Raw genomic sequence first — 26,679 nt, 5'->3', positions numbered from 1 at the left:
TGTGGCGGGACGGCATCAATGCCCCACGCTAAGCTGGCGGCATGACTGATTTCAATCCCGCCCATGCACGCTTGTTCCCAACGCAGGGCCTCAGCCTTGGCCTGATGACGCCGGTGGCCGCACACGGCCTGGCCGCTCCACATGAGGCGCGACGCATTGCGCGGCTGGCCGATGATCTCGGTTTCGCCGCGCTGTGGACCCGCGATGTGCCGTTGATGGTGCCGCAGGGGCCGGATGCGACCGCCAGTGCGCTTGATGATCCGTTCCTGTGGCTGGGCATGCTGGCCGCGGCGACCGAACGCATCGTGATCGGCACTGCGGCCATCGTGCTGCCATTGCGGCAACCGCTGCAGGTGGCGAAGTCGGCGTTGAGCCTGGACCGGATCAGCGGTGGGCGCTTCGTCCTGGGCCTTGGGTCGGGCGATCGACCTGAGGAGTTCGCAGCATTCGGCGAGGATCTGCAGGGCAGGGCAGGTACCTTCCGCGAACGCTGGTCGCTGCTGCGTGCGGCGCTGTCGCCAGAACCGTCCGAGCGTGCGCCAGTGTTGCAGGCAACCGGTGGATACGACGTACTGCCCGCGCCGACGACGCGCATTCCGATGCTGGTGGTCGGTACTGCACGGCAGAGTCTGCAGTGGATCGCGCGCGAAGCCGAAGGCTGGGCGACCTATCACCGCGAAGAAACCGCGCAGGAAGGGCGCATCGGGCTGTGGCAGCAGGCCCTGGCCCAGCGCGGCGGCGATCCGAAACCGTTCGTGCAGTCGATGCTGCTGGACCTGCAGGCCGACCCGGTTGCGCCGGCAGAACCGCTGCCGCTGGGCCTGAAGGTGGGCCGCGATGGCCTGCGCGACTACCTGTTGCGGGTGCACGCGCAGGGCGTGGCGCATGTGATGTTCAACCTGGTCGACAACGGCCGGCCGATGGACGAGGTGCTGCGTGAGATCGGCGAGCAGATCCTGCCGGACACGCTTCGGTAGGTGTCCACCTTGGTGGACACAGCTCCAAAGTTCGCCTCTACCGCCCGCCGGGCATGGCCCGGCGCTACCCTCGGTGTCCGGAATGTTCGCATCTGCGTATCATTCGCATTTGATATCCACTGTTGGAGCCTTGCGTGACCCACCGCAACCCGCTGCATCCGACCGGACGCCTGTTCGCGATCGTCGCCTTCATCGAGGCCATCACCTGGGCCGGTCTGTTGGTCGGCATGTGGCTCAAGTACGGCCCGCAGGCCAACGTCGCGCTGGTGAAGCTGTTCGGGCCGCTGCATGGCGTGGCGTTCATGGTCTACGTGGCGGTGACCTTGTTCGCGGCGCTGCGCCTGCGCTGGCCATGGTGGGCAACGGGGCTGGCCTTGCTGGCCGCGATTCCGCCGCTGGTGACCCTGCCGCTGGAATGGTGGTTCAAGCGTCGCGGCCTGCTGTCGGTACGCGCAGGGCAGTGATGCACCCGCGGGTGCATGCCCGTTAAGCGAATGGGTATCAAATGCAAATGCGAGCCGTTATCATTTAAGGATGGCGTCGCCGCCTGACAGGGCGACGTCGCGCGGGGTGCGGAAGCGCCCGGCGTTCCCTCCTTGGTTACGGTTGGTGTTCCATGCATGCACGTCCCGTGGTTCCCGGCTTGCCGGCGCTGGTGTTGGCTGCCCTGATCGGCACCATGGCGATGATGTCCTTCGTCGCCGTCATCGGCCCGGTGGTCCGCCTGCTGGGCCTGTCTGAATGGCATGCCGGTCTATCGGTCACGGCCGCGGGTGTGTTGTGGATGCTGGCCGCTCGCCCGTGGGGCCAGCTCAGCGATCGCATCGGCCGCAAGCGCGTGCTGGTGCTGGCCATGAGCGCCTACACGCTGGTCTACATCGCGTTGGCGGTGTTCATCGATGTCGCGCTGCAGACGATACCGCCGGTGCTGGTCTCGGTGCTGGTGCTGGTAGGTGCGCGCGGGCTGGTGGGCCTGTTCTATGCGGCCGTGCCGCCGACCGCTGCGGCGCTGATCGCAGACCAGGCCCCGCCCGGCCAGCGCACCAAGTTCCTGGCCCGGCTGGGCAGCGCCAATGCGCTGGGCATGGTGCTGGGCCCGGCTGCTGCCGGATGGCTGGCCTACAAGAACCTGCCGTTGGCGCTGTACGTGGCGGCGCTGTTGCCGCTGCTCGCGCTGGGCCTGCTGGCGTGGCGCTTGCCGGCCACGCCCCCGGTGGCTGCCGCACAGAACCGCAAGCGCGTACCACTGTCGCGCCTCGACCCGCGCCTGCGCCTGCCGCAGATGGCCGCGTTCGTTGCGATGGTGTCGGTCACCATCGCGCAGGTCACGGTAGGGTTCTTCGCCATCGATCGCTTCGGCCTGGATGCAGCCGCAGGCGCGCGCATGGCCGGCATCGCCCTGACGGCAGTGGGCGTGGGCCTGATTCTTGCGCAGGGGCTGGTGATGAAGCTGGACGTGCATCCCCGGCGCTGGATCATCCTCGGCGCACTGATCGCCGGCATCGGCTTCGCTTCGGTGGCCGCGGTGCAGCAGACCTGGCAGTTGCCGGCGGCCTACGGGCTCGCGGCGTTCGGCATGGGTTTCGTGTTTCCCTCGTTCCAGGCGTTGGCCGCCGATGCGGTGCAGGCGCACGAACAGGGTGCGGCGGCCGGCACGGTCGCGGCGGCACAGGGGCTGGGCATGGTGGCCGGGCCGATGCTCGGCACCCTGTTGTATCGCGGCGGGGCCAGCCTGCCTTATCTGCTGGTCGGCGTGCTGCTGCTGGTGCTGTGCGTGCTGGCCGCAGCGTATCGGATGAAGGAGACGACATGAACGATTCCCTGATGCAGGGTGCGTGGCCGGAGGCTGCGTCGACGCTGCCCGAACCCACCGCCGAAGCGTCGCTGTTCCTGCTGCGGCAGGCCGATCAGCAGATGCACGCGCGGGGCTGTCGCGCACCCTTGCCGACGGGCGCGCTGGCCACGTTGGCCGAGCGTGTGGCGACGTTCTTCGCGCAGCAGCGCGGTGGCCCGGGCCTGCTGGTCGGCGTGGTGCCGTTCGAGCCGCGCGCCGATGATGCGTTGTACCAGCCCGAGCGCCTGCTGCCGGCGTTGCCCGTGCAGTCGCAGGCAGCGCCAGCGCTGTCCGGCGCGCTGAGCGCCGAGCCGTCCGCGCAGGACTATGCAGCGGCAGTGGCCGAGGCGGTCAGCACCATGCGCGCGCCCAACCCGGTGCTGCACAAGGTGGTACTGGCGCGCAGCCTGTTGGCGCGCACGCAGCAGGCGCTGTCGCCGGAAATTCTGCTGGCCCGCCTGGGCACCGATCCTTCGGTGGCGACCTACGCCGTGCCGCTGCCGGTGGACGTCGGCCAGGCGCCAGCGTGGCTGGTGGGCGCGACGCCGGAGCTGCTGCTGCGCAAACGCGGTGCGCAGGTACTGTCGCACCCGCTTGCCGGTTCGGCCCGGCGCAGTGCTGACCCGGCCGCCGACGAGCGCGCCGCGCAGGCGTTGCTGGCATCGGCGAAGGATCACGACGAACACCGCCATGTGGTTGAAGCCATCGTCGATGGCCTGTCGCCCTGGTGCAGCCACATCGAGGCGCAGCCGCGCCCGGTGCTGCACGCTACCGCCAGCATGTGGCATCTGGGAACGCGCATCCACGCCACGCTGAAGGACGCTGCCACCTCGGCGGCGACCCTACTGGCCGAGCTGCATCCCACCCCGGCCGTGTGCGGTACCCCGCGGCTGGACGCACTGCAGCGCATCCGTGCGCTGGAACCGGTACCGCGCGGCTTCTATGCCGGTGCCGTGGGCTGGCTGGATGCACAGGGTGACGGCGACTGGTATGTGGCGATCCGCTGCGCGCGCCTGCAGGGCACCCAGCTGCGCCTGTATGCCGGCGCCGGCATCGTCGCCGACTCGCAGCCCGCTGCCGAGGTTGCCGAGACTGCCGCCAAGTTCGCCGCGCTGTTGAACGCACTGGGCGTGCAGGACCCGCTGCCCTTGATCGAGGTATCCGCATGACGCCGTCCGCCGTTGACTCCCGCCTGCCGCTGCAGCAGCAATGGCCAGAAGTGCTGGTCGCGCGCTATCGGGCTGCAGGTCATTGGCGTGGCGAAACCTTCCCCGGTTTCCTGCGCGAACGCGCCGAGCGCCATGCCGATGACATCGCGGTGGTGGCTGGCGATGTGCGCTTGAGCTATGCGCAGCTCTGGCATGAGGCCGGGCGCATCGGTGCCGGCCTGCTGGCGCTGGGCCTGCAACCCGGTGAGCGCGTGCTGGTGCAGCTGGGCAACACCGCCAATTTCATCAGCACCATCTGCGGGCTGTTCCGCGCCGGGCTGGTGCCGGTGTACGGACTGCCGGCGCATCGCATCACCGAGCTGGCCCACTTCGCCCGCAAGGCCGAGGCCAGTGCCTACATCAGCACCGATGTACATGAGGGTTTCGACCATCGTGGCCTGGCGCGCGCGCTGCAGGCGGACGTGCCGGCGGTACGCCACGTACTGATCGATGGCGACGCAGCCGAATTTGTTGCGCTGGAAGCGCTGCAGGGTGACCGCAGCCAGCTGCCGGCCGATCCTGATCCGCAATCGGTAGCGTTCCTGCAGATCTCCGGCGGTAGCACCGGGCTGTCAAAGCTGATTCCGCGCACGCACGACGATTACATCTACTCGTTCCGCGCCAGCAACGAAATCTGCGGTATCGACCGCGACAGCGTGTACCTGGTCGCGCTGCCGGCGGCGCACAACTTCCCGATGAGTTCGCCCGGCTTCTTCGGTGCGCTGTACGCCGGTGCCCGCGTGGTGCTCAGCCCCGGCCCTGGCCCGGACGCGGCGTTCCCGTTGATCGCGCGCGAGAAGGTGACCTGCTGTGGTCTGGTACCGCCGCTGGCGCTGCTGTGGGCGCAGGCGGCGGCGTCCAGCAAGCACGATCTTTCCAGCCTGCAGGTCCTGCAGGTTGGTGGCGCCAAGCTGGTTCCGGAAGCCGCACGGCGGGTCATCGAGGGCCTCGGATGCACATTGCAGCAGGTGTTCGGCATGGCCGAAGGTCTGGTCAACTACACCCGGCTGGATGATCCGCAGGAACTGATCGTGGCCTGCCAGGGGCGGCCGATCAGTGCCGATGATGAAGTGCGCGTGGTCGATGACCACGATCATCCTGTTGCCGAAGGCGAGGTGGGCCATCTGCTCACGCGGGGCCCGTACACCATCCGCGGTTACCACAACGATGCGGCGGCGAATGCACGCTCGTTCACCGACGATGGCTTCTATCGCACCGGCGACCGCGTGCAGCAGCTGCCTGGAGGCTACCTGGTGGTGCAGGGGCGTGCCGGCGACCACATCAACCGGGCGGGCGAGAAGATCTCCGCCGAGGAGATCGAAGACCATCTGCTGGCCCATGCCAGCGTGTTCGATGCCGCGGTGGTCTCCATTCCCGATGAGTATCTCGGGGAGCGCAGCTGTGCCTTCGTGATCCAGCAGGGCGAGGCGATCAAGGCACCGGCGCTGAAGGCGTGGATGCGCGGGCGTGGCCTGGCGGCGTTCAAGGTGCCCGATCAGATTGTCTTCGTGGACAGCTTCGATACCACTGCGGTTGGCAAGATCAGCCGCCGCGAACTGCGTGCGCAGCTGCGTGCGCGTCATCTGCAACAGACAGGAGGAACGCGCTGATGGCGCTGCCCCGTATTACCCCGTATTCCCTGCCGACCGCTGCGGAACTGCCGCAGGCGCGTGGTGCCTGGCGTCCCCAGCGTGATCGTGTTGCCTTGCTGGTGCACGACATGCAGCGCTATTTCCTTGCCGCCTTCGATGCTGGCAACGCGCCGCTGCGGCCGGCAGTGGACAACATCGCGCGTCTGTTGGGACATTGCCGTACGCACGGCATTCCGGTGTTCTACACCGCCCAGCACGGCGACCAGGACCGCCGTGACCGCGGCCTGCAGGCAGACCTGTGGGGCCCGGGCATGGGCCGGCGTGCCGACCACGAGCCGATCATTGACGCGTTGGCACCAGCACCGGGCGAGCATGTGCTGGTCAAGCACCGCTACAGCGCGTTCCAGCGCAGCAATCTGGAAACGCTGATGCGCGTGCGTGGCCGCGACCAGCTGCTGATCACCGGCGTGTACGCGCACATCGGATGCACGGCTACGGCGGTGGAGGCGTTCCAGCGCGACATCGAGACCTTCATCGCTGCCGATGCCGTGGCCGATTTCTCGCGTGCCGACCATGATCAGGCCCTGCACTGGATCGCCCGCACCTGCGGCGTACCGATGACCACCGATCAACTGCTGGAGGCAGTGTGATGAACACGACCACCGAAGCCTTGACCCTGGAGCGCATGCGCGCTGACGTCGCCCGCGTGCTGGACTGCCAGGCGGCTGACATCGGCGACGATGACAACCTGATCGATCTGGACCTGGATTCGATGCGCATGCTGGGGCTGGTGCTGGCCTGGGGCAACACCGGGTTGCCACTGGAGTTTTCGCAGCTGGCCGAACACACCACGCTGCGCCAATGGTGGGCGGTGGTGCAGCAGCTGCAGGCCGCGCAGACAGCATGAACGGAGCGCCGCTGCCGCTGACCGAGGCGCAGGCCGGGCTGTGGTTTGCCCAGCGGCTGGCACCGGAGAATCCTGCATTCAATACCGCGCATGCGGTGTGGATCGAGGGTCCGTTGGATGTGGCAGCGTTCACCGCTGCCGCCAATCAGGCCGCCGCCGAGGCCGAGGCGTTGGCCTTGCGCTTCGCCGAGGCCGAGGACGGCCAGCCCGTGCAATGGCACGAATCCACGCGGGTGCCATTGCTGCAGCTGCGCGATGTCGCTGCTGCGGTCGATCCGCAGCAGACGGCACGCGCTGCGATGCAGGCCGATCGCTCCAGCGCGGTTGATCCGACCCGCGACCGACTGAGCCAGCAGGTGCTGTTCAACCTGGGCGGCCAGCGCTGGGCGTGGTACCTGCGCGTGCATCACCTGGCCACCGATGGCTATGGCATGGCGCTGTTTACTGACCGTGTCTGCGCACTGTATGCGGGCCGCACCGGTAGCCCGTTGCCAGCGCTGGCGGGCGTGCTGGCCGACGATGCCAGCTACCGCAGCGATGCGCGCCGCGACGCGGACAGGCAGTGGTGGCTGCAGGCACTGCAGGGCGCGCCGGCCTCCACCGGCCTGGCCGGAACCGCCGCTGCCAGTGACGATGCCGTGCGCTGGGTACAGCCGGTGGACCCCGCCTTCCGCGAGCGCCTGCTGCAGGTTTCGGCATCGTGGCTGCAGCCGTGGCCGGATGTGCTGGCTGCATTGGCCGCCGAGTATGTGCGCCGCATGAGCGCGTCCGAGGAAGTCGTGCTTGGCGTGCCGTACATGGCGCGGCTGGGCAGCGTAGCGGCGCGGGTGCCGGCGATGGTGATGAACGTGCTGCCGCTGCGGGTGGCGGGCGGCGAGGACAGCGTCGAGGAATTCTGCCGGCGCATCGGACGCCAGCTCAGCCAGGGCCGCAAGCATGGCCGCTACCGGGGCGAGCAGCTGCGTCGTGACCTCGGGCTGGTCGGCGCACAGCACCGCCTGCATGGGCCGTTGATCAACGTACAGCCCTTCTACAAGCCGCTGATGCTGCCGGGTGTGCAGGCCTCGCTGGAGGTGCTGAGCACCGGGCCGGTGGAGGATATGACGCTGGGCTTCCGTGGCGATGGACAGACCCTGCTGGATCTGGAGATTGAAGCGAACCCCGCCCTGTACGATCTGCACGAGGTGAAGGCGCATGCGCGGCGGTTGCTGCATTTCGTGTCGGCGGCGCTGCAGGCCGAACACATCGCGGCGGTGCCGCTGGCCACGCCGGAAGAATCCAGGCAGGTCCTGCTTGGCTTCAATGCCACCGCGCATCCGCTGCCTGACACCACCCTGGTCGAACTGCTGCAGCAGGGCATGGACCGTGATCCGTCGGCACCGGCGCTGGTCTTCGGCGATACGACGCTGGACCATGCCACGCTGGAGGCGCGTAGCTTCGCCCTGGCCGCGCAGCTGCGCTCGCTGGGCGTGGGCCCGGGCACCATCGTCGCGGTAGCGCTGCCGCGTTCGCTGGAACTGGTGGTGGCGCTGCTGGCGGTACTGCGCGCAGGCGGCGCGTACCTGCCACTGGACCTTGCCCATCCGGCTGAGCGCCTGGCGCGCATCCTGGCGTCGGCGCAGCCGGTCTGCGTGCTGGCAGAGGCCAGCGCACAATCCCGGTTGGCAGACGTACTGGTGCTGCCGCCGGAGCAGTGGACCGATGTGAGCTTCGCCGCACCGTGGCCGGGCCCGATGGGCAACGATGCGGCCTATGTGATCTATACCTCCGGTTCGACCGGCGAGCCCAAGGGCGTGGTGATCGAGCACCGCGCCATCGTCAATCGCCTGCTGTGGATGCGCGAGCACTACGGCATCGGCGCCGACGACCGGATTCTGCAGAAGACCCCGGCAACCTTCGACGTATCGGTCTGGGAATTCTTCCTGCCACTGCTGTGTGGCGCGACGCTGGTGCTGGCGGGGCCGGACGCACACCGCGACCCGACCGAGCTGGCGCGATTGATCCGCGTGCATGGCATCACCACCGCGCATTTCGTACCGTCGATGCTGGATGCGTTCCTGGCTGCCCCGGCCTCGCAGGACCTGCAGCTTCGGCGCGTGTTCACCAGTGGCGAGGCGCTGGATGCCGCCCTGCGTGATCGCTTCCACGCGAGAATGCAATCCGAACTGCACAACCTGTACGGGCCGACCGAGGCGGCAGTGGATGTGAGCTGGTGGCCGGCGTCGGCCGATGACCGCTCGCGCCCGGTGCCGATCGGTTTCCCGGTCTGGAACACCCGCCTGTATGTGCTGGACGCACGGATGCAGCCCGTGCCGGTGGGCGTGGCAGGTGACCTCTACCTCGGCGGTGTGCAGTTGGCGCGCGGCTATCTCGGCCGCGACGACCTGACCGCCGAGCGCTTTCTGGCTGATCCGTTCCTGCCGGGTGAACGCATCTATCGCACCGGCGATGTGGCGCGCTGGCGGGCCGACGGTGCTGTCGAGTACCTGGGGCGCAGCGACCACCAGGTGAAACTGCGCGGCCTGCGCATCGAGCTTGGCGAGATCGAAGCGGCATTGCGCGAGCTGCCTGGCATGGACCGGGTGGAAGTGCTGTTGCGCGATGATCTTCCCGGTGAGGCGCGGCTGGTCGCCTATGTGCCGTCGACTCAGGCGGATGCGGCGGTGCTGCGCAGTCATCTGCTGACGCGGGTGCCCGACTACATGGTGCCGTCTGCGTTCGTGGGCGTGGATCAGTGGCCGGTGACTGCCAATGGTAAGTTGGATCGGGCTGCGCTGCCGAAGCCGCCGCAGCAGGCGGTCGCGGGGCAGGCACCGCGCACGCCGCTGGAACAGGAACTGGCCGGGCTGTTCGCGCAGGCGCTGGGACGTGAAGCGCCGGTGGCCGTCGATGTGGATTTCTTCAGTCTCGGTGGCGACTCGCTCTCGGCCGTGCACCTGCTGCTGGCCATCGAGCAGCGCTGGCGTTGCGAGCTGGGTCTCGGCGCGCTGTTCGCGCAGCCGACCGTTGCCGCACTGGCAGCACGCATCACCGAGCCACCTGCACGTGCCGACCACGCATTGGGACCGGTGATTGCGCTGTCAGCGTCCGACGAACCGACTGTCGCACCGCTGTTCGTGCTGCACCCGGCAGGGGGCATTGCATGGAACTATCGCGCGCTTGCCCGGGCGCTGCAGCCAACGCGCGCGGTATACGGGCTGCAATCACCTGCACTCGATCCCACGCAACCCCTGCCAGGCAGCATCGAGGCCATGGCCAATGACTATGTGCAGCGGGTGATCACGCTGCAGCCGCAGGGGCCGATCCATCTGCTCGGCTGGTCGGTGGGCGGGATCCTCGCGCAGGCGATGGCCGTGCGCCTGCACGATATCGGCCGCGAGGTCGGCGAACTGGTGCTGCTTGATGCCTATCCCAGCGAATGCTGGCGCGCCGAACCGGAGCCCGACCCGATCGCGGCGCTGCGGGCGCTGTTGGCCATTGCCGGTCACGATCCTGATGCGCATCCAGAGCTGGACGACCGCGCGCGCATCCTCGCCTTCCTGCGGCGAGGCGGCAGCGCGCTGGGCAGCCTGCCCGAGGTGGTGCTCGACGGCGTGGTGCGGGCGGTGACCGGAACCAATCGACTGATCCGCGAACACCAGCACCGACCCTTCGTGGGGACGCTGGCGCATGTGCGCGCAGGACGCGATCACCAGGCACGGCCGCAGTTGCAGTCCGCGCTGTGGAAGGCCCATGCGCTGCAGGTGGATGCCATCGAGCTGCCGTTCCTGCACGCCGAACTGACCGGCCGCGACGCCGTGGCACAGCTGGCACCATGGCTATCGGCGCGTCTGCAGCAGTGGGACACGCAACAGGAGAAAGCAACGTGCAGTTGACGGGTTTTGAAGGAAACGTGGCGCTGGTGACCGGCGCAGCCGGCGGTATCGGCGCGGCACTGGTGGGGCAGTTGCTGGATGCAGGATGCCGGGTCGTGGCAACCGATCGTGAGCGGCCTGCGCTGGCGACCGACGATGGGCGCCTGCAGGCCTTCGCACTGGACGTCACCGACGGTGCGGCCGTGGACGCGCTGGTCGACCAGGTGGAAGCCACGATGGGGCCGATCATGCTGGCGGCCAGCGTGGCCGGTGTGCTGCATGTCGGCGAGGTCGTGGACACCAGCGACGCGGATTGGCGCAGGGTGTTCGCGGTCAATGCCGACGGTGTGTTCCACGTCGGTCGCGCACTGGCGCGGGTGATGTCGCCGCGCAGGCAAGGTGCCATCGTGACCGTCAGCTCCAACGCGGCGGGCGTGCCACGCCACGGCATGGCCGCCTATGCCGCCTCGAAGGCGGCGGCGACGATGTTCACCCGCTGTCTGGGGCTGGAGCTGGCGCCGCTCGGCATCCGCTGCAACATCGTCGCGCCGGGCTCCACGCTGACCCCGATGCAGACCGGCATGTGGGAAGACGAGCAGGGCGCGGCGCGGGTGATTGCTGGCAATCCGGCCACCTACAAGGCAGGCATTCCGTTGCGGAAGCTGGCCACGCCGGAGGACATCGCGCAGGCAGTGATGTTCCTGCTGTCCGAGCAGGCCGGGCACGTGGCGATGAGCGACCTGTACGTGGATGGTGGCGCCACGCTGCGCGGGTGAGATGCAGAGCCCCGATAGGGTAGTGCCGATCTGGACGTAGGTAGTGCCGGCCGCTGGCCGGCAATCAGGCGATGCGTCCGGAGGTTCATGGGGTTGCCGGCCAGCGGCCGGCACTACCGTGAGGGAGGTCGCGCAGGATTCCGGCGATGGGCATTTCCGGGATTCATGTGGCTGCCGGCCAGCGGCCGGCACTACCATGGGTCAGCCGTGCAGGGTCTTCATTGTCGGGTAGTGCCGGCCGCTGGCCGGCATCCTCAGCAGACTGTCAGCAACATCCTCATGCAATGCCGCGATGTTCCCCGACAGCCAGCGATGTCTGCCTGATCCACGATGGGCCATGAGCAGCAATCTCCTGCGCCAAGGGCGGCGTTCCATCATCGGCCAGATCTACGTGCTGACCACGACGACGAGCCAACGCCGCCGTCGCTTTGAGTGTGATGCCACCGCAGGCTGCGTATCCAGCCAGCTCCAGGACCTGGAGCGACAAGGCCTTTTTCAGTCGCTCGCCTGGGTGGTGATGCCGGATCATGTGCATTGGATGCTGCAACTGCGTGCGTCGGAGCTGTCGGGCATCGCCCGTCGGTTCAAGTCATCCAGCGCGTTGGCGTTGAATCGGCTGGCCGGTCAGTGTGGCGTGGTCTGGCAGCCCGGGTATTTCGATCATGCGGTCAGGGCCGAGGAATCGTTGCATCGGCAGGCTTTGTACATCCTGGGAAATCCCATTCGAGCCGGCCTGGCCAGGGAGATTGGTCAATATCCGTATGCGTGGTCGATCTGGTAGTGCCGGCCGCTGGCCGGCAATCGGGCGACGCGTCCGGAGGTTCATGAGGTTGCCGGCCAGCGGCCGGCACTACCAGGGGCGGGGTTCATGAGGCTGCCGGGCGGCGGCCTGCGCTACGGCAGGGTGAGCCGATACACCAGTACCCGGTTGTCGTTGTCGTACGCGCTGTCGCAGTGCTCGCCCTGCATGCGGCAGTTGCGGGCGATGAAGTCGTTGTCGTTGCCGATCAACAGCAGTACGTCGTTCGGGTGCTCTGGATCAAGCGCCGGCAACACGTCCATCGCCTCCCACTTCTCCGACAGCAGCCCCGGGTGCGGGCCGCGCCCTGTATCCAGGTCCAGCCCGGCCCGGGCCAGTTGTGGCCGGTCGAGCAGGTTCAGCACCTCTTTGACGCGGGCGGGCACGATACCGGTCTTCAACATGGCATCAGCCGGATCGGCCAGCACCGATGCCGTGCCGGTCTCATATTCCGTATCCACCAGATTGGAGGCCTGCGCCACGCTCACCAGCAGCACCGATTTGTAGACGATCGGGTCATCGCCATCCTTGCCCAGGCCATTGCCATCGCGCGCCAGCATCAGGAAGCGCTCGTTGTCCAATGCACGCAGCTCGCTCTGCGCGGCGGTACGGTCGAGCTTGCCCTTGCCGTCATGGGCATAGGCGGGCAGGATCATCACGTGATGGCCGACTGGTTGTTTCGGCGTCGGGTTGGCAGACACGTCGTAGACCAGCACGCGGGTATTGATGCGGCCAGCGGCATTGCCCGGCGCGCTGTCCTGGATCAAGGCGCTCTGCAGGGCAACAAACAGCCGTGTGCCGTCGGGCGACAGGCTCATGCCTTCCACGCCCTGGTTGTTGCGGCGCCCGGTCTGCGGCGGAGCCAACGATCCAAATGCAGGTTTGCCATCACGTTGTGGCCGGATCGCCAGCGGCGGCACGATCACTCCCTGCAGCTGGCCCTGTGCATCGAAGTAGTAGACGTTGGCGGTGTACTCGTCGCCGATGTAGAAGTGGCCGTCGGCAGTGAACTGCAGGGATTCTGCATCGAGCGCGACCTTGCCGGCCCCCGCGCCCACGGCGGGCGAGGGCAGCACCACGCCACGCTGGTTGATCGTGTGATCACCCGGGTCGGCACCGGTGAAGGGCTGGCTGTTGTAGTCCTTCAGCACCAGCCCCTTGTCGGGCGTCATCGTCACCACTCCGAAGCCCTTGGACGTTCCCTGCGGCCAGTCGATGCGCAGCTTCATGCGCTCCAGACGGCCGGCATAGTCGTAGAACAGCCCGGCCTCCGGATCGTTGCGGCCGCGGTCGGGCAGGGTCCACAGCACCCCTTGGTAACCCCGCGCGGTGCGCCGCCACGTGCCCGGCTGTATCGCCAACGACGAGAACGAGCCCAGCGTATCGCCGAGGAAGTCCACGGTGCCTGCCGGCAATCGCCCGGCGGCGACCAACCCCTTGTCCACGTAGGTGAAGCTGCCCACGTCCACCGCGCGTGGCGGCACGCCGCGGGCTTCATGCGGTGCGTTGTAGCCGCTGACCGAGAGCGCGGCCAACAGCAGGGCAGTAGCGGACATGGGTGACTCCTCGGCCGGCGATCAGAAGCGGATGTCGATGGTACCGAACACCTGGCGCGGTGCCGACGCATGGAACACATACAGCTTGCCCGACGGGTCGCTGGGTGCGAACACGCTCGAATCCAGGTTGCTGGCGTAGCGCTTGTCGCCCAGGTTGGTCACGTTCAGCGACAGTCGCATTCCCTTGGCGAAGCCGACCTGGCCGAAATCGTAGCCGCCGGCCAGGTCGAACACGGTGAAGCCGCCGAAACCCTGGTCATTGGTATAGGTGTAGAAGCGCTCGCCGGTGTACTTGCCGCGCAGGCTGGCAAACCAGCCGTTGTCGCGCCAGGTGATCTCGGTGGCCAGCAGCTGCTTGGGCGTGTCGGTCTGGATCTTGCCCTTGATCTGCTGCTCGACGCCAGCCTGGATGTAGTTGGAGGCATAGGTCGAGCGGTTCAGCGATGCCGAGGTGTACCAGCTGAAGTGCTCGTTCGGTGTCCACAGCACGGTCAGTTCGGCACCGCGGCTGTCGACGCCGCCGACGTTGTAGAAGCGGTTGCCGCAGGTCGGTCCGACCGCCTGCCGCGAGTCGCAGGGGTTGTACTGCAGCAGGCGGTTGTCGAAGCGCACGCTGTAGGCAGCAACCGATGCCTGCAGCGTGTCGGTGACGAAGCGATAGCCCGCTTCCAGCGAGCGCGATTCCTCCGGCTTCAGGTTGCCCTGCGCGTTCCAGGTGGCCTGGCTGACCGCCTGCGGGCCGAGTTTGAAGCCGCCCTGGAACATGGCGATGTTCTCGGCGTAGCTGGCGAACACTTCGTGATGCTCGCTGAGGCGGAAGTTGGCACCCACGCTCGGCAGGAAATTCTTGCTGGCCTTCAGCGAGCCGGTGGCGAACTGATTGTTCGAGCTTGGCGAGATCGGCGTCTTCGCATCGCCGGGCAGCGCCTGCGCGTCGGAGGTGGCATGCGGACTCTTGGCGCCGAATTCCAGGGTCAAACGGTCGTCAAGCAGGCGCCAGGTGTCCTTCAGGAAGAACTGGTGGGTTTTCCAGCGCGTACGCTGGGCGAACACACCCACATCCGAGGGCAGGGTGTTCATGCCGCTCAGGTCGCGCGGGCCGTCCACCGCGGTCTGGTAGCGTTCGGCGCTGCTGGTGTTGCGTTCGTACCAGACGCCACCTTCGATGCGGTGCGCACCCAGCTCCCAATCGAACGACAGCGTGCCGCCATCGCGGTCGATGGTGTAGATGGTGTTGCGGAAGATGATCGGGATTTCCTGCGCAGTGCCCTTGTTCGACCAGGCGCCGCTGTTCCAGTTGTGGCCTTCACCACGGTCATCGTGGTGGTAGGCCAGCGCCCGCAGGGTGAAGCCATCGGCGAGGAAGAAGTCGCCGGCCAGGTAGTACAGGTTGTCATCGCGCAGGATCTGCCCGGCGGTGAAGGCGCCGTCGGCGTCCTTGTCGGGACCGCTGTTGTCGCACTTCTTCGCGTTGAGGCTGGCGGTGTTGCAGTAGGCCTTGGCCACGGCCTTGTTCCAGTCCGGTGCGTAGCCGCCCCAGTCCCAGCCGAGGCCGCGGGACATCTCGTCCTTGGACAGGTAGAAGTAGTCGGCCTGGCTGGTGCGTGAGGTGTCGACGAAGCCGGTGATCTGGCCGCTGCCGAAATTCCACACGCCCTTGGCGTTGAACTGCTTGGTGGTGGACTTGTTGTAGGCGGTCTGGTCGTTCCACAGGTCCGAGACCACGTTCATGCCCGACACGTAGCCGGAGAATCCGTTGTACTCGCCGCTGTCCACGCGCACGAAGGTGCGGCGGTTCGCATCGCTGCCGAAGGTCTGCACCACGCGGCCACCCAGTTCCTGCGCCGGTCGGTCGGAGGTATAGGAAATGGTGCCGCCGAGGTTGCTGGTGGACGGCGTGCCGAGGCTGCCGATGCCCACCGCGAGTTCGGCGCCTGCCATGTTCTCGCTGATCAGCGCACGGTTGATGGTCAGGCCGTTGTAGTTGTTGTACGCGCCATCGCCCAGCGGCACGCCGTCCAGTGTGTAGCCCAGCCGGGTGGCGTTGAAGCCGCGCAGGCTGAGGGTCATCGACTGTTCGTTGGTACCCAGGGCGTCGGCAGACTGCGCGTTGACGCCGGGCAGCAGGTTCAGGGTTTTCTGCAGGCTGGTGCCTGGCGGCAGGATGTCCAGGTTCTCGCGGGTGATGCGCTGCACCTGGCGCGCCTCGCCACTGCCGATGACTGAAACGGCATCGAGGTCGGTGGCCGACGGCGCCTGCTGCGCCCATGCGGTCGGCGCAAGGGCAAGGGACAACGCAGCAGCCAACAGGGTCTTGGTCATGGAACAGGCACTCAGGCAGGCGCGAGCCGCCGCATGGAAGCGGAGCTCAGGCAGATGAAAGGGGGAGACGCGATGCGATCGCGGGCGCCGGAGGCGCCGTTCGATCAACGTGAAAATGGTGCGCTAGACAGATGACTGTCTGGTGACATGTTCATCTGTGCTTGCGACTGGGCCGGGTGGCGGCACTGCTTTGAACGTTGGAACGACCGGCGCACTGCTGTGGTAGATGCCAACCTTGGTTGGCATGCGCAGCGTCGAATGGACGCTGCGTTATCCGGTCTGTGGAGCGCCAACCAAGGTTGGCGTCTACCAGAAGCGCGGATCGAGATTGCCGTGTCCAGAAGTGCCGATCGAGGTCGGCGTCAGCGTGCGCTCAATCCGCCTTGCGTGGCTTGCGCGTCCGCTTGGGCTTTGCTGCGTCCCCACCGCTGGCCACACCATCCTGCAACGCCTGCAGCCACGACAGCGTGTCGACGTAGTCGATGAAGTGGCGCAGATAGCCGGGACTGGTTGCCTGCATCGTGTCCAGCATGCGCTGCACCAGCACCGCCGAGTTCAGCGGGCCGCCGTCGGCCGGGGCTTCGGTGCGCAGCGAGCGGCGCACCTGCAGTTCGCTGCGCAGTTCGGACCACTCGCGGCGCACGTCGTCCAGCATAGGTATCTGCGGGTAGTGCGGCAGCGAACGCGACCCGGCGTCGAGGTCGCGCACCAGCGCACGCAATCCATCCAATGGCGTGGACTCAGCTGCCATCGCCGCTCTTTTCGCCCGGCGCAGCCGCCTTGGGCTTGGGAATCGGCGCGATCTCCACGCGGCGGTTGCGCGCGCGGCCATCTTCGTTGGCATTGGAGCTGACCGGCTGCTCGCTGCCGAACGCGGCGGCGAACACCGCATCGGCCGGTACGCCGTCGGCGATCAGGGTACGGGTCACCGTCAGCGAGCGCTGCGCGGACAGCTCCCAGTTGTCGGCGAAGCGGCGGTTGCCTTCGCGCACCGGCGCGTCATCGGTGAAGCCGCTGACCATCAGGATCTCTTCGCGCGTGCCCAGATACGCCGCCAGCGGCGCGGCGAGGCTGCGCAGCAGCTCCTGGCCTTCCGGCTGCAGCTGGTCAGAGTTCAGCGCGAACAACACGTTGCCGCTGATGCCGATGCGGCCATCCACCAGCGTCACCCGGCCGGCGGCGAGCGGGCCAGCCAACGCCTGTTCCAGCGTCTGCAGGCGCTTGGCCTCGGCCTGGCGCTGCTTGACCTCCTGGTCCAGTCGCTGTGACAGCTCCAGCTGCACCGCAACCACGCCGACCAGGATCAGCACGAACGCGCCCAGCAGCACCGACATCAGATCGCCGAATGCCGCCCAGATCGGGGCGTGCGAGCCGCCGTCGACCTCCAGCTCGTCGCTCATGCGCTGCCGGCCTTGCCGCGGCGCGCGGCCAGCTGCTGCAGTTCTTCCATCACCTGTTTCTGCGACAGCAGGCTGAGGTCGACCACCTCGCGCGCCTGTGCCACGTAGTACGCCAGCTGCTCATCGCTGCGCGCCAGCGAGGCATCCAACGCACCGCCGATCTGCTCCAGGCGTCCCGACAGCTCCGCCGAGGCGGTGCCGAACTGCTCGACCGCAGACCCGAAGGTGCCGGCCAGCAGACCCACCTCACCGGCACTGCCGTTGAGCAGGGTGGCGATGCCATCGAGCTTGCCGGTCTCGGCGGCGATGTGGTCGGTGAAACGGTTGCCGACGCGTTCCAGCAGTTCAGCCGAACCCCCGACCAGCGCGTCCACGGCAGTGCGCTGCTCGTGCGAGGCGTGGTTGATCGCCTCCAGCAGGGTCTGCACGGTGGCCAGCAGGTGACCGCGCTCTTCCAGCATCGCGTTGTCGCGCACCAGACTTTCGGACAGGGTGCTGCGCAGCTCGTTGATGACCTCGGCGGCGGCCTTCGGCGCCTCGGCGGCGGTCTGCAGCAGGGTGGACACTTCGGCCAGCGTGGCGCTGGCCTGGGCGCGGCCGTTCTCGCCGATCTGCTGCGCGGTCTGCGCCAGCGTGTCGCACACCTGCCGCTGCTGCGTGGACAAGCGTTCGCCATTGGCCTGCAGGCGCTCGGCCAGGTCGGTCGAAACGTTCTGCAGAGCGTCGCTCCAGCGCTGCAGGCGCTGTTCGTCAGCGGCCACCAGCTGAGCCTGCAATGCGGCATGCGCCTGCTGCAGCTCGGTACTCACCGCGTCCCAACGCAGCTGGCGCTGCTGTTCGCGTGCATCCAGGCCCGCCTGCAGTTCGGCATGCGCCGTGGCAGTGGCGGCCTGTGCGGCCTGCCAGTCCTGCAGGCGCTGTTGTTCATGTTCCTGCAGCAGCGATTGGCCGGCGGCGTGACGCTCATCCAGCGCCTGCAGCAGCGTCTGCGCACGTTCATCCAGATGGCTGCTGGCACGCTGCAGTGCCTGCTGCTGACGCTCGACCAGTTCACTGTTCAACGCATGCTGCTGTTCGGCAGCGGCACGCCAGGCGTCGGCGTTGCCGCTGGCGTCGGCCTGCAGGCGCTCGCCGATGCGCACCACCAGGGCTTCACCCTGCGCACTCTGGCCTTCGCTGAAGGCCTGCAGATGCTGGCGTAGTTCAGACACCAGTGCCTGCTGTGCGCCGGTCTGCTCGGCCACGACGTTGGCCCAGCTGGCCTCGGTGGCCACGCGGCTGCGCTCGAAGCCCTCAGCGAGGCCGTTCAACTGCTGCTGCACCGCTTGTTCGACACGCGAATGCAGCGCCTGGCCGTGGCTGGCCAGACCGGCCAGCGTGGTTTCGGCCATTGGCTGCAGCGCGCCACCAATGGCGGCCGCACTGGCTTCAGCACCTTCGCGCAGCGACTGCTGCAGCGAGGTGGCCAAGCGCTCCTGCAACGCCTGGCTCTGCGTCAGGAACTCGGCCTGACCGGCCAGCAGGCGCTCATTGGCGGCCGCGCTGTGCTGTTCGAAGGTGCTGGTCATCGCCTGCAGGCGATCCACCAGCGCAGGCAGCGCCGCGGACTGCGACTGCAGCAGGCGCAGCGACTCGGCACGCTGCCAGGCTTGCGAATACGGATGCAGGTCAGTGGCGATGGCGCGGTCCAGCTGCTGCACCACCTGCAGGCGGTCGCGGCGCAGCAGCGCCGACAGCAGGCCCAGCATGGCCGAACTGGCGACGCCGGCGATGGACGTGCCGAACGCCACCGCCAGGCCCTGCACCGGCGAGGCCAGCGAGCCGCGGATGGCCGCCATGTCGGTAGCGCTCTGCAGGGCCAGGCCCGTGCCGCGCAGGGTGTCCATCATGCCCAGCAGCGTGCCGAGCATGCCCAGCAGCACCAGCAGGCCCACCAGATAGGGGGTCAGCACCGGCGAGGGCAGGGCGGTGCGCTCGCCTTCCACGCGCAGGCGCACGGCATTGCGCAGGCCCAGCGGCACACGCTCCAGCCACGGCGCCAGGCTGTCCTGGGCCAGCGAAACGTCATTCAGCGCGGCGCGCAGGCCATTGCTGGCCTGCCGGTAGCGGTAAAGCTCCACGCCACCGGCGATGTAGCAGGCCGCAATGATCGCTGCCACGGCCGCACCCAACGGGTGCACCGAAACATAGCCGACACCGATCCAGCACACGGCCAGCAGGCCAGCAAGGAAAACAAGGACGTGGAAAACAGTTCTGGACATGGTGTTCCGGTCAGTGTGAGCGCAGGGCGGCAAGCAGCCCCTGGATCGGGTGGAAGCGCAGTTGCAGCTCGGCGAGCAGCAGCGTGCGCATGTCGTGGCGGAAGGACGCGCGCCAGCCGGGCTGGCCGTGCACGCGTTCGAATCGGGCACCCAGCACCGCCGGGGCGGTGGCAAGCAGGCTGTGCTCGCGCGGGCTCAGGGTCTGTTCCATCACCGCATCGACCTCGGCCAGCCGCGCCAGCTCCGGTGATACCAGCACCAGCTGGTCGCGCAGGCGGCCGCGCAGGCGGCCGGTGGCGGTCTGGATGGCCTGCTGCAGCACGCGGTAGCGCTGCCGCAGCGAAGCGAAGTTGGGTGCCGCAGCGGCCTCGGCCAGATCCAGCAGGCGCTCGGCCTCGGCATCCTCGCTCAGCGAGGCCAACAGGCTCGCTTCGGCCTGGGCGCAGTCGGCCAGCAGATCATCCAGCGCTTCGGCGGCCTCGGCCGGTTCAGCCAGGCGGCCATCCAGCGCCCCCGCCAGGGCCACGGCACGGCTCCAGTCCACCCACTGGCCGAGGCGATCGGTCAGGGCGGGACTGGAGGCCGGCATCGCGCCGTCGCTGAGACGGGCGAGCAGACGGAGGAAGTCCGGTCCACCCAGGACCGGCTGCGCTGCGTTCGCCATCAAGGGGGTGGGGGCCAAAAACCATTGATTTTACAACCAGATGAGGGCGGCCGTATGAAGGCGGGGCGGAAGGGCAGCAACGATCAGGCCGCAGGGCTTAAAATGGTCGGCTGTACCACCGCACCCCGACTTCTGGAGCTTGAGATGACCGTTGCGCAGTTCTACCCGATCGGCACCCCCGGACAGCCCTGGGGCGACGCCGAACGCGCGCAGTGGCGGGCCCGCCAGCAGCGGCAGCGCAGCTACCACGAGGACGTGGTGACCGCGCTCGAACGGCTGGACGAGCGCTTCGACGTGGTCCAGTACGGCCAGCTGGACTACGCCCCGGACCACTACCCGCTGTTTGCGGTGGTGAACCATGACTGGAACCCGGCCCTGCCGACCGCGCTGGTCACCGGCGGCGTGCATGGCTATGAAACCAGCGGCGTGCACGGCGCCCTGCAGTTTCTGGAACAGCATGCCGAGCGTTACCTGGGCCGCTTCAACCTGATCGTGGCCCCGTGCGTGAGCCCGTGGGGCTACGAGCGCATCCAGCGCTGGAATCCCAATGCCATCGACCCCAACCGCAGCTTCCGTGACGGCGGCCTGATCGAAGAAGCCGCCTCGTTGATGCGCTGGGTGGCCGAACGCAAGGCCAACATCCGGGTCCACCTGGACCTGCACGAAACCACCGACAGTGACCTGCACGAGTTCGACCCGGCCCGTTGCGCGCGCGACGGCAAGCCGTTCGAGCGCGACACCATTCCCGATGGCTTCTATGTGATCGGCAACAGCGAAGACCCGCAGCACGAATTCCAGAAGGCACTGATCGCCGCAGTGGCCCCGATCACCCACATTGCCCCGGCCGACGCCGAAGGCAATCTGGTGGGCATGCCGCTGCAGTCGCCAGGCGTGGTGTGGGGTGAGTCGCGTTCCATTGGTGCATGTGCCGGCTTCACCGATGCGCTGTATGCCACCACCACCGAGGTGTACCCGGACAGCCCGCGCACCAACCCGCAGGAATGCAACGACGCCCAGGTGGCGGCGGTGTGTGCGGGGTTGGATTTCGCCCTGGCCAATTGACGGCCGTGTCGTAAGGCCGGGCCCATGCCCGGCCGCTTTGATCGGCAGCAGGACCAGCCGATGCTTTCGACATGCACGACCGGCGTTGCCGGGAGGGTGGGGCGCGTCGCCGCGCCCCACGTGATCAGTACTTCTTTTCCAGGTTCAGCTGCACACCGTGGTCGGTGTCTTCGCTGCTGCCGAACAGGCCGCGGTATTCGATCCGCAGGCTGAGGTCGCGCTCGGTCTGCAGCACCGCACCCAGACCGAACACGAACCGGTTGCGCTTGAGCCCGTCGATTTCGCCGCGGTAGAACGGACCACCCGGCAGATCGGCGTAGCCCATCGTCACCGAGCTGGCGTCCTGGAAGTCGTGCTGGTACTCGAACCGCAACTGTGGCGAGAGCGTGCCGAAGCGCACCGGGAAGCGATAGTCCATGTGCACGCCCAGGCTGGCGGTGGTGGTATCCACATCCTGATCCTCGTAGCGCAGGGCGTAGATGGCGTCGCCGCGTTCGGTATAGCCGTTCAATGTGGCGCGGGCCAGATCCAGGCGCGCGTACGGGCTCACCGACAACCGGTCGCGCTGGTAGTCGCCACCGACCGACAGCGAGGCGAACCACTGCTTGCCGTCGCGGTCACCTTGCACCATCGCGCCATTGGCAGTCACGTAGCGGCGCGAATCGAACGACAGCAACTGGTAGCCCAGCAGGCCATCAACGAAGAAATACTGGCCCGGGTGATAGCTGCCGTACACGGCCAGGGTGTAGCTCTCGCCGTGGCTGCGGGTGTCGTTGTGACCGACGTCGGTAGTGTCGCGGCCGTAGCCGATACCGCCGCCGAAGGCGAAGGCCTGGCTCACACGGGTGTCGGCGCCGGCACTGATGCCGCTGGTCTGGAAGTCGAAGCCGGCGCTGCCCGAACGGCCATCGCGATCGCCGCTGTTGATCGAGCCGCCGGTCCACAGGGTCAGGGCGCCGTTATCGGCCCCGCCGCTACGGTTGCCGCGTTCGCCAACACTGGGCGCGACAACAACATCGTCCCTCAGCGCAGATTCGTCCAGCGCGGTCACCTGGCGGCAGTCACCGCCGGGCATGCGTCGCACCTCATCCTGGCAGCGACGGTCGCGGTCGACGCCGAAGCTCAGCCCGTTCTCGAAGCGCTCGCCTCTGCTGGCGCTGTGCAGGCCTTCCATGCGGCGCTGGAAGTTGCCGATCTGGGCAGTGGCGAAACGCCGCGTGGAAGCGGTCTGTGCGCCCAGCAGGCCCATCACTTCCGCGTCCAGGGTCGGGTCCGGTCGGCCGATGACGTCGAAGTCGATGGTCGCCGGCGCCGACGTCGCGAACGTGTTGCTCAGGGTGAAGGTGGCCGTGGCGGTACCGGCGAAGGTGGCCGCCGGAGTGAAGGTCAGACGATAGCCCGCGCTGGCACCGCTGCCGGAAGGCGCGACGGTGGCCGTGCCCGCACTGGCCGGCGACAGCGACACCAGCGTGGCCGCAGTGAACGGACCGCCGGTGGCGTCAGTCGTCAGCTCGACCACCGCCGCAACGCCCGCATTTGCACTGACCCGGCGCGAGACCGCCACAGGCACCTGGTTGATGGTGATCGTGGTGGCGATCGGAGCCGAAGCGCCATAGGCGTTGTTCAATGTGTAGACGATGCTCACCGTGCCCGAGGCGGTGGCCAGCGGGGTGTAGGTGATGTTGGTGCCGGTCACGGTCGTGGTTCCGGTTGCCGGCGGTGTCACCAGCGTCACGCCGGTGAACGGACCGCCGGTGGCACCCACCGTGGTGTCGATGGTCACCGGCTGCCCCGCCACGGTGGTGACGGCCGCGCGCGGCTGGCCCGCAGGCACGGGCAGAGCGTTGATCGTGATCGACACGGTGGCCGGCGCCGAAGTGCCGCCCGGGCCGGTCGCGGTGTAAGTGAAGCTGTCGGCGCCGAAGTAGGTGCCGGATGGCGTATAGACAACGCTCATGCCGCTGACCGTGGCAGTGCCGTGCGCTGGCGCGCTGGCCACAGCGACCGAGGTGATCACGCCGCTGTCGTTGGCGGCGACCGGAATGATCACCGCCTGCTGCGACGGCGTGGTGGCGCTGTCGTCCACAGCCACCGGCACCGCATTGGCGATGACGATGGTGTAGCTCTGGGTAGCGTTGTAGCCGGCGTCGTCGGTGGAGCGCACCACCACGGTGTAGCTGCCGGCCGTGACCGGCGTGCCACTGAACACGCCCGCTGAGCTGAAGGCGATGCCGGGGGGCAGGGCGCCGGAGACGATCGCGTAGGTGTAGGGCGCAATACCGCCGCTGCTGCTCAGGCTTTGTGAGTAGGCGGTGCCGACTGCGCCGCCTGCGAGGGGGGCTGGTGCGAGCACCACGGTCGCCGGAGCGATCGTGAAGGTGTACACGCGGCTGGCGGTCTGGCCGTTGGAATCGGTGGCACCCAACGTGATGCTGAAGTTGCCATCCGAGCGGGGGATGCCGGACAGGGTGCCTGCAGAGGTGAAGGACACGCCGGTCGGCAGCGCACCACTGAGCAGCGTGTAGCTGTATGGCGCTATGCCGCCGCTGGAACTCAACTGCGCGTTGTAGGCCACGCCAGCGCTGCCGTTGGGCAGACTGGGCGGATCGATGCTGATCGTAGGCAGGCCTACGACGATCGTGTAGTTCTGCTGCAGCGAGAACGGCGCACCCGCGCCGGTGCTGGAGTCGGTGGTGCGCACGGCGATGTTGTAGTTGCCCGGCGCGGTCGGCGTACCGCTGAGCACACCGGCCGAGTTGAAGCTCACACCCACCGGCAACGAGCCGGCCGCCAGTGCGTAGCTGTACGGCGCGGTGCCGCCGCCGCTGGCGAAGTTGATGGTGGTGGCCACGCCGTAGTTCATCGGCAGGTTGCCCGGCGCCGGGGTCATGCTCAGGGTCGGCGCGCCAACGGTCAGCGTGAAGCTCTGGTGGGTGGTGAACGGACCGTTGCCGGTGCTGCTGTCGACGGCAGTGGCGACGAGGTTGAAGCTGCCCGCCGCGCCCACCGTGCCGCTTATGGTCACGCTGTTGGCGGTGGTGCCGCTGATGCCCAGGCCCGCGGGCAGGCCAGTGACAGTGAAGCCGCTATAGGGCGCGGTGCCACCATTCCAGGTGAACGTCTGGCTATAACCTGCGCCGACCTGCGCGCTCATCGGGCTGCCCGCCGTCACGGTGATGCTCGGCAGGCCAACGCTGACATTGACCGTGGCGGGCGCCGAGGTGCCGGCGTTATTTGTTGCGGTGTAGGTAAAGCTGTCCGGGCCCGAATAGCCTGCGGTGGGCTGGTAGGTGAGGGTGGTGCCGCTGGGGATCGCGCTGCCATGGAGCGGCGCGGTACCGACGGCCACCGAGGACGGCACACCCCCGGAGATGTTCAGCGTGATCGGATTGGCGCTGCTGTTGTAGGCCACGCTCGCTGACAGCGGATTGGCCACGGGTGGGATGTTGATGATCTGTAGTGAATAGCCGCGCGGTGCGGAACTGTACGGACCCGTGCCGGTGCTGCTGTCGGTTGCGGTCACCGCGAAATTGAAGGTGCCCGATGCAGTAGGTGTACCGGTCAGGGCACCTGTTGCGGTGTTCAGCGTGATGCCCGCTGGCAGGGCGCCCGCAGTGACTGCATAGGAGTACGGCGAGGTGCCGCCGCTGGCCGGGTTCAACGTGGTGCTGTATGCCGCGTTCTGGGTGCCGTTGGCCAGCGTGGTGGCCGGCAGCAGGACCGTTGCCGGAAGGAACGTCGTCGAATAGGCACGTGAGCCGGTGTGCGGCGCGCCGACGCCGGTGCTGCTGCTGGTGGCGGTAACGGTGAAGTTGAAGGTGCCGCCTGCAGTCGGCGTACCGCTGAGGCTGCCGGTGCTGCTCAGAGTCAGGCCGGCCGGCAACGCGCCTGCAGTGATCGCATAGCTGTACGTCGCGATGCCGCCGCTGGCGATGATGCTCTCACTGTAGGCCGCGCCGACTGTGCCGCCTGTCAGCGCGGACGGAGCGATCAGGATCACCGGCGGCGCCACCGCCAGGGTGTAGGCGCGGGAACCGGTGAAACTATTGGCGTCTGTTGCGGTCACGGTGAAGTTGAAGGTGCCGGCCGCGGTCGGCGTACCGGTCAGTGCGCCGGTGCCGGTGTTGAGGCTCAGCCCTGCGGGCAGCGCGCCTGCGGTAATGGCGAAGCTGTACGGCGCAGTTCCGCCGCTGGCGCTGAGGGTCTGGTTGTAGGCCACGGCGACGGTTGCGCCCGGAACGGTGGCCGGATTGACCAGGATGGTCGGCGGCGGAATCACCTGCAGGGTCACCGTCTCAACCTCGGCGTAGCTGCCGGTGCCGGTGCTGCTGTCGGCGACGCGGATGCCGAAGGTGTAGCTGCCCTGGGTGGTGGGCGTGCCGCTCAGGGTCGCGCCACTCAGATTCAGGCCGGGCGGCAGGGTGCCGTTTTCAAACGCGAACGTGTAGCCGGGCACGCCACCGCTGGCAGTGAAGGTGACCGAGTAGGCAAGGCCCAGCGGCGCAGAAGGCGTCGACGGCGCGATGGTCAGGGTCGGGTTGGCCGCCGAACCGCTGAAGGTGCGCACGCCACTGGCAGACGCGCTGTCGGTGGCGCGGATGGTGAAGGCGTAGGCGCCGCGTTGGGTCGGCGTACCGCTGATGGTATTTCCGCTCAGGCTCAGCCCCGGCGGAATGGAGCCGCTGTCCAGATTGTAGGTGTAGGGCGCGGTGCCGCCGCTGGCACTGAGGCTGGTGCTGAAAGGCACGCCTACCGTCAGGTTGACCGCGGGCGTGGCGACGAGGGTGATGGCCGACGCCGGGCCGATGGCCACGGTGACGACGATGTCACCGTTCGAGTCGTCCTGGATGACGAAGGTGTCGCTGGTCGCGCTGTCGCCGTTGTGGGTGTAGGTCAGCGGCAGGTTGACACCCGACTGCACGCCGACGGTGCGGCTGCCGTGCGCAGTTGCCGCGGTGCCCGCGGAAATGCCGAAGCCGCCGTGGCAGTGGTTGATGTCGATCGTCTGCGAGCCACTGTTGGCTACCGACATGTTCAGCGTCGGGCAGAACGTCGATGGCGCTGCCGTCGCCAGCTGCGGCCACAGGCTGCCTGCGCACAACAGCGCGATGGCAATCCAGGAACAGAACGAGAAAAAGAAAGCGTGCGAACGCGCACGCGGCGTCTCCACGCGTTGCGCTGATGACTGATGCATGTTCTGCCCCTGTTGGCACCGCACGGGCTCGACCGTCCCCAAGGACATCGAACCAGAACGGCGAGACCTTACCCCTGTCCGCGGACACCGGGCTGGACCCGGCACCGCACCCCTTGCGAACTGCTGCCCATCATTCAAGCAGGATTCAGTGTGAAAAAGAAAGTGCCTCTATATTCATGAATGATTAATGTTGCGCCCGCACAAAAATTTCGCTTGTACGGCGTGCGGAGTGTGAGCGAGAGTAGCGGCGGCAGCGGACATGACGTCCGTGCC

At 67.7% G+C, this 26,679-nt stretch carries 18 protein-coding genes; 11 read left to right on the top strand and 7 right to left on the bottom strand.

The window, feature by feature from the left end:
* Positions 1-41 precede the first annotated feature (41 nt).
* From ACQ5SA_RS02715 to ACQ5SA_RS02670, 10 genes are all read left to right on the top strand, one after another.
* Positions 42-977, top strand: coding sequence for a TIGR03571 family LLM class oxidoreductase (locus tag ACQ5SA_RS02715; RefSeq protein ID WP_499312518.1), 936 nt, complete (start codon positions 42-44; stop codon positions 975-977).
* A 134-nt stretch (positions 978-1,111) separates the two neighbouring features.
* Complete coding sequence (locus ACQ5SA_RS02710) at positions 1,112-1,441, top strand: DUF3817 domain-containing protein (protein WP_312787966.1); 330 nt, start codon at positions 1,112-1,114, stop codon at positions 1,439-1,441.
* 152 nt (positions 1,442-1,593) lie between these two features.
* The gene (locus tag ACQ5SA_RS02705) at positions 1,594-2,790 is read left to right on the top strand and encodes an MFS transporter (protein WP_499312516.1); all 1,197 of its coding nucleotides are present in this window, start codon (positions 1,594-1,596) and stop codon (positions 2,788-2,790) included.
* Positions 2,787-3,980: an isochorismate synthase gene (locus ACQ5SA_RS02700; RefSeq protein WP_499312514.1), complete on the top strand. Its 1,194-nt coding sequence runs from the start codon at positions 2,787-2,789 to the stop codon at positions 3,978-3,980. Before ACQ5SA_RS02705 ends, ACQ5SA_RS02700 begins: the two co-directional genes overlap by 4 nt.
* A complete protein-coding gene (locus ACQ5SA_RS02695) occupies positions 3,977-5,629 on the top strand; it encodes a (2,3-dihydroxybenzoyl)adenylate synthase (protein WP_499312513.1) in 1,653 nt (550 codons plus the stop codon). Before ACQ5SA_RS02700 ends, ACQ5SA_RS02695 begins: the two co-directional genes overlap by 4 nt.
* Positions 5,629-6,261 carry an isochorismatase family protein gene (locus tag ACQ5SA_RS02690; RefSeq protein WP_230109973.1) on the top strand — a complete coding sequence of 211 codons (633 nt, stop codon included), beginning with the start codon at positions 5,629-5,631 and terminating at the stop codon, positions 6,259-6,261. Before ACQ5SA_RS02695 ends, ACQ5SA_RS02690 begins: the two co-directional genes overlap by 1 nt.
* Positions 6,261-6,518, top strand: a complete 258-nt coding sequence (locus ACQ5SA_RS02685; RefSeq protein WP_230109974.1) for a phosphopantetheine-binding protein — start codon at positions 6,261-6,263, stop codon at positions 6,516-6,518. The genes ACQ5SA_RS02690 and ACQ5SA_RS02685 overlap by 1 nt, the downstream gene beginning before the upstream one ends.
* Positions 6,515-10,393 (top strand): amino acid adenylation domain-containing protein, encoded by a 3,879-nt coding sequence (locus ACQ5SA_RS02680; protein WP_499312510.1) that lies wholly within the window; start codon positions 6,515-6,517, stop codon positions 10,391-10,393. The genes ACQ5SA_RS02685 and ACQ5SA_RS02680 overlap by 4 nt, the downstream gene beginning before the upstream one ends.
* Positions 10,384-11,148: a 2,3-dihydro-2,3-dihydroxybenzoate dehydrogenase gene (locus ACQ5SA_RS02675; protein WP_499312508.1), complete on the top strand. Its 765-nt coding sequence runs from the start codon at positions 10,384-10,386 to the stop codon at positions 11,146-11,148. Before ACQ5SA_RS02680 ends, ACQ5SA_RS02675 begins: the two co-directional genes overlap by 10 nt.
* Positions 11,149-11,485: 337 nt before the next feature.
* On the top strand, positions 11,486-11,929 hold the full coding sequence (locus ACQ5SA_RS02670; protein ID WP_499312507.1) for an REP-associated tyrosine transposase: 444 nt from the start codon (positions 11,486-11,488) through the stop codon (positions 11,927-11,929).
* Positions 11,930-12,042: 113 nt separating this feature from the next.
* Here ACQ5SA_RS02670 and ACQ5SA_RS02665 read toward each other — a convergent pair whose 3' ends face one another.
* From ACQ5SA_RS02665 to ACQ5SA_RS02640, 6 genes are all read right to left on the bottom strand, one after another.
* The gene (locus ACQ5SA_RS02665; protein ID WP_499312505.1) at positions 12,043-13,503 is read right to left on the bottom strand and encodes an esterase-like activity of phytase family protein; all 1,461 of its coding nucleotides are present in this window, start codon (positions 13,501-13,503) and stop codon (positions 12,043-12,045) included.
* A 21-nt stretch (positions 13,504-13,524) separates the two neighbouring features.
* Positions 13,525-15,825: a TonB-dependent receptor gene (locus ACQ5SA_RS02660; protein WP_499312503.1), complete on the bottom strand. Its 2,301-nt coding sequence runs from the start codon at positions 15,823-15,825 to the stop codon at positions 13,525-13,527.
* 373 nt (positions 15,826-16,198) lie between these two features.
* On the bottom strand, positions 16,199-16,657 hold the full coding sequence (locus ACQ5SA_RS02655) for a DUF2894 domain-containing protein (RefSeq protein WP_428701586.1): 459 nt from the start codon (positions 16,655-16,657) through the stop codon (positions 16,199-16,201).
* On the bottom strand, positions 16,566-17,225 hold the full coding sequence (locus ACQ5SA_RS02650) for an OmpA family protein (RefSeq protein WP_499312501.1): 660 nt from the start codon (positions 17,223-17,225) through the stop codon (positions 16,566-16,568). Before ACQ5SA_RS02650 ends, ACQ5SA_RS02655 begins: the two co-directional genes overlap by 92 nt.
* Positions 17,222-19,486: a DUF802 domain-containing protein gene (locus tag ACQ5SA_RS02645; RefSeq protein WP_499312499.1), complete on the bottom strand. Its 2,265-nt coding sequence runs from the start codon at positions 19,484-19,486 to the stop codon at positions 17,222-17,224. The genes ACQ5SA_RS02650 and ACQ5SA_RS02645 overlap by 4 nt, the downstream gene beginning before the upstream one ends.
* Positions 19,487-19,496: 10 nt before the next feature.
* Positions 19,497-20,150 (bottom strand): DUF3348 family protein, encoded by a 654-nt coding sequence (locus ACQ5SA_RS02640; protein ID WP_499312497.1) that lies wholly within the window; start codon positions 20,148-20,150, stop codon positions 19,497-19,499.
* A gap of 144 nt (positions 20,151-20,294) precedes the next feature.
* Between ACQ5SA_RS02640 and ACQ5SA_RS02635 the strand changes: the two genes are divergently transcribed.
* A complete protein-coding gene (locus ACQ5SA_RS02635) occupies positions 20,295-21,212 on the top strand; it encodes a M14 family metallopeptidase (RefSeq protein WP_059064378.1) in 918 nt (305 codons plus the stop codon).
* Positions 21,213-21,336: 124 nt separating this feature from the next.
* Here the strand turns inward: ACQ5SA_RS02635 and ACQ5SA_RS02630 are convergent, their stop codons facing one another.
* The gene (locus ACQ5SA_RS02630; protein ID WP_499312495.1) at positions 21,337-26,406 is read right to left on the bottom strand and encodes a putative Ig domain-containing protein; all 5,070 of its coding nucleotides are present in this window, start codon (positions 26,404-26,406) and stop codon (positions 21,337-21,339) included.
* Positions 26,407-26,679 lie beyond the last annotated feature (273 nt).

The organism is Stenotrophomonas indicatrix, assembly GCF_050573115.1.
Taxonomy (GTDB): Bacteria; Pseudomonadota; Gammaproteobacteria; order Xanthomonadales; family Xanthomonadaceae; genus Stenotrophomonas; species Stenotrophomonas lactitubi_A.
Note: the sequence above shows the minus strand (reverse complement) of the source record. Positions and strands in the feature narration are given on the sequence as shown.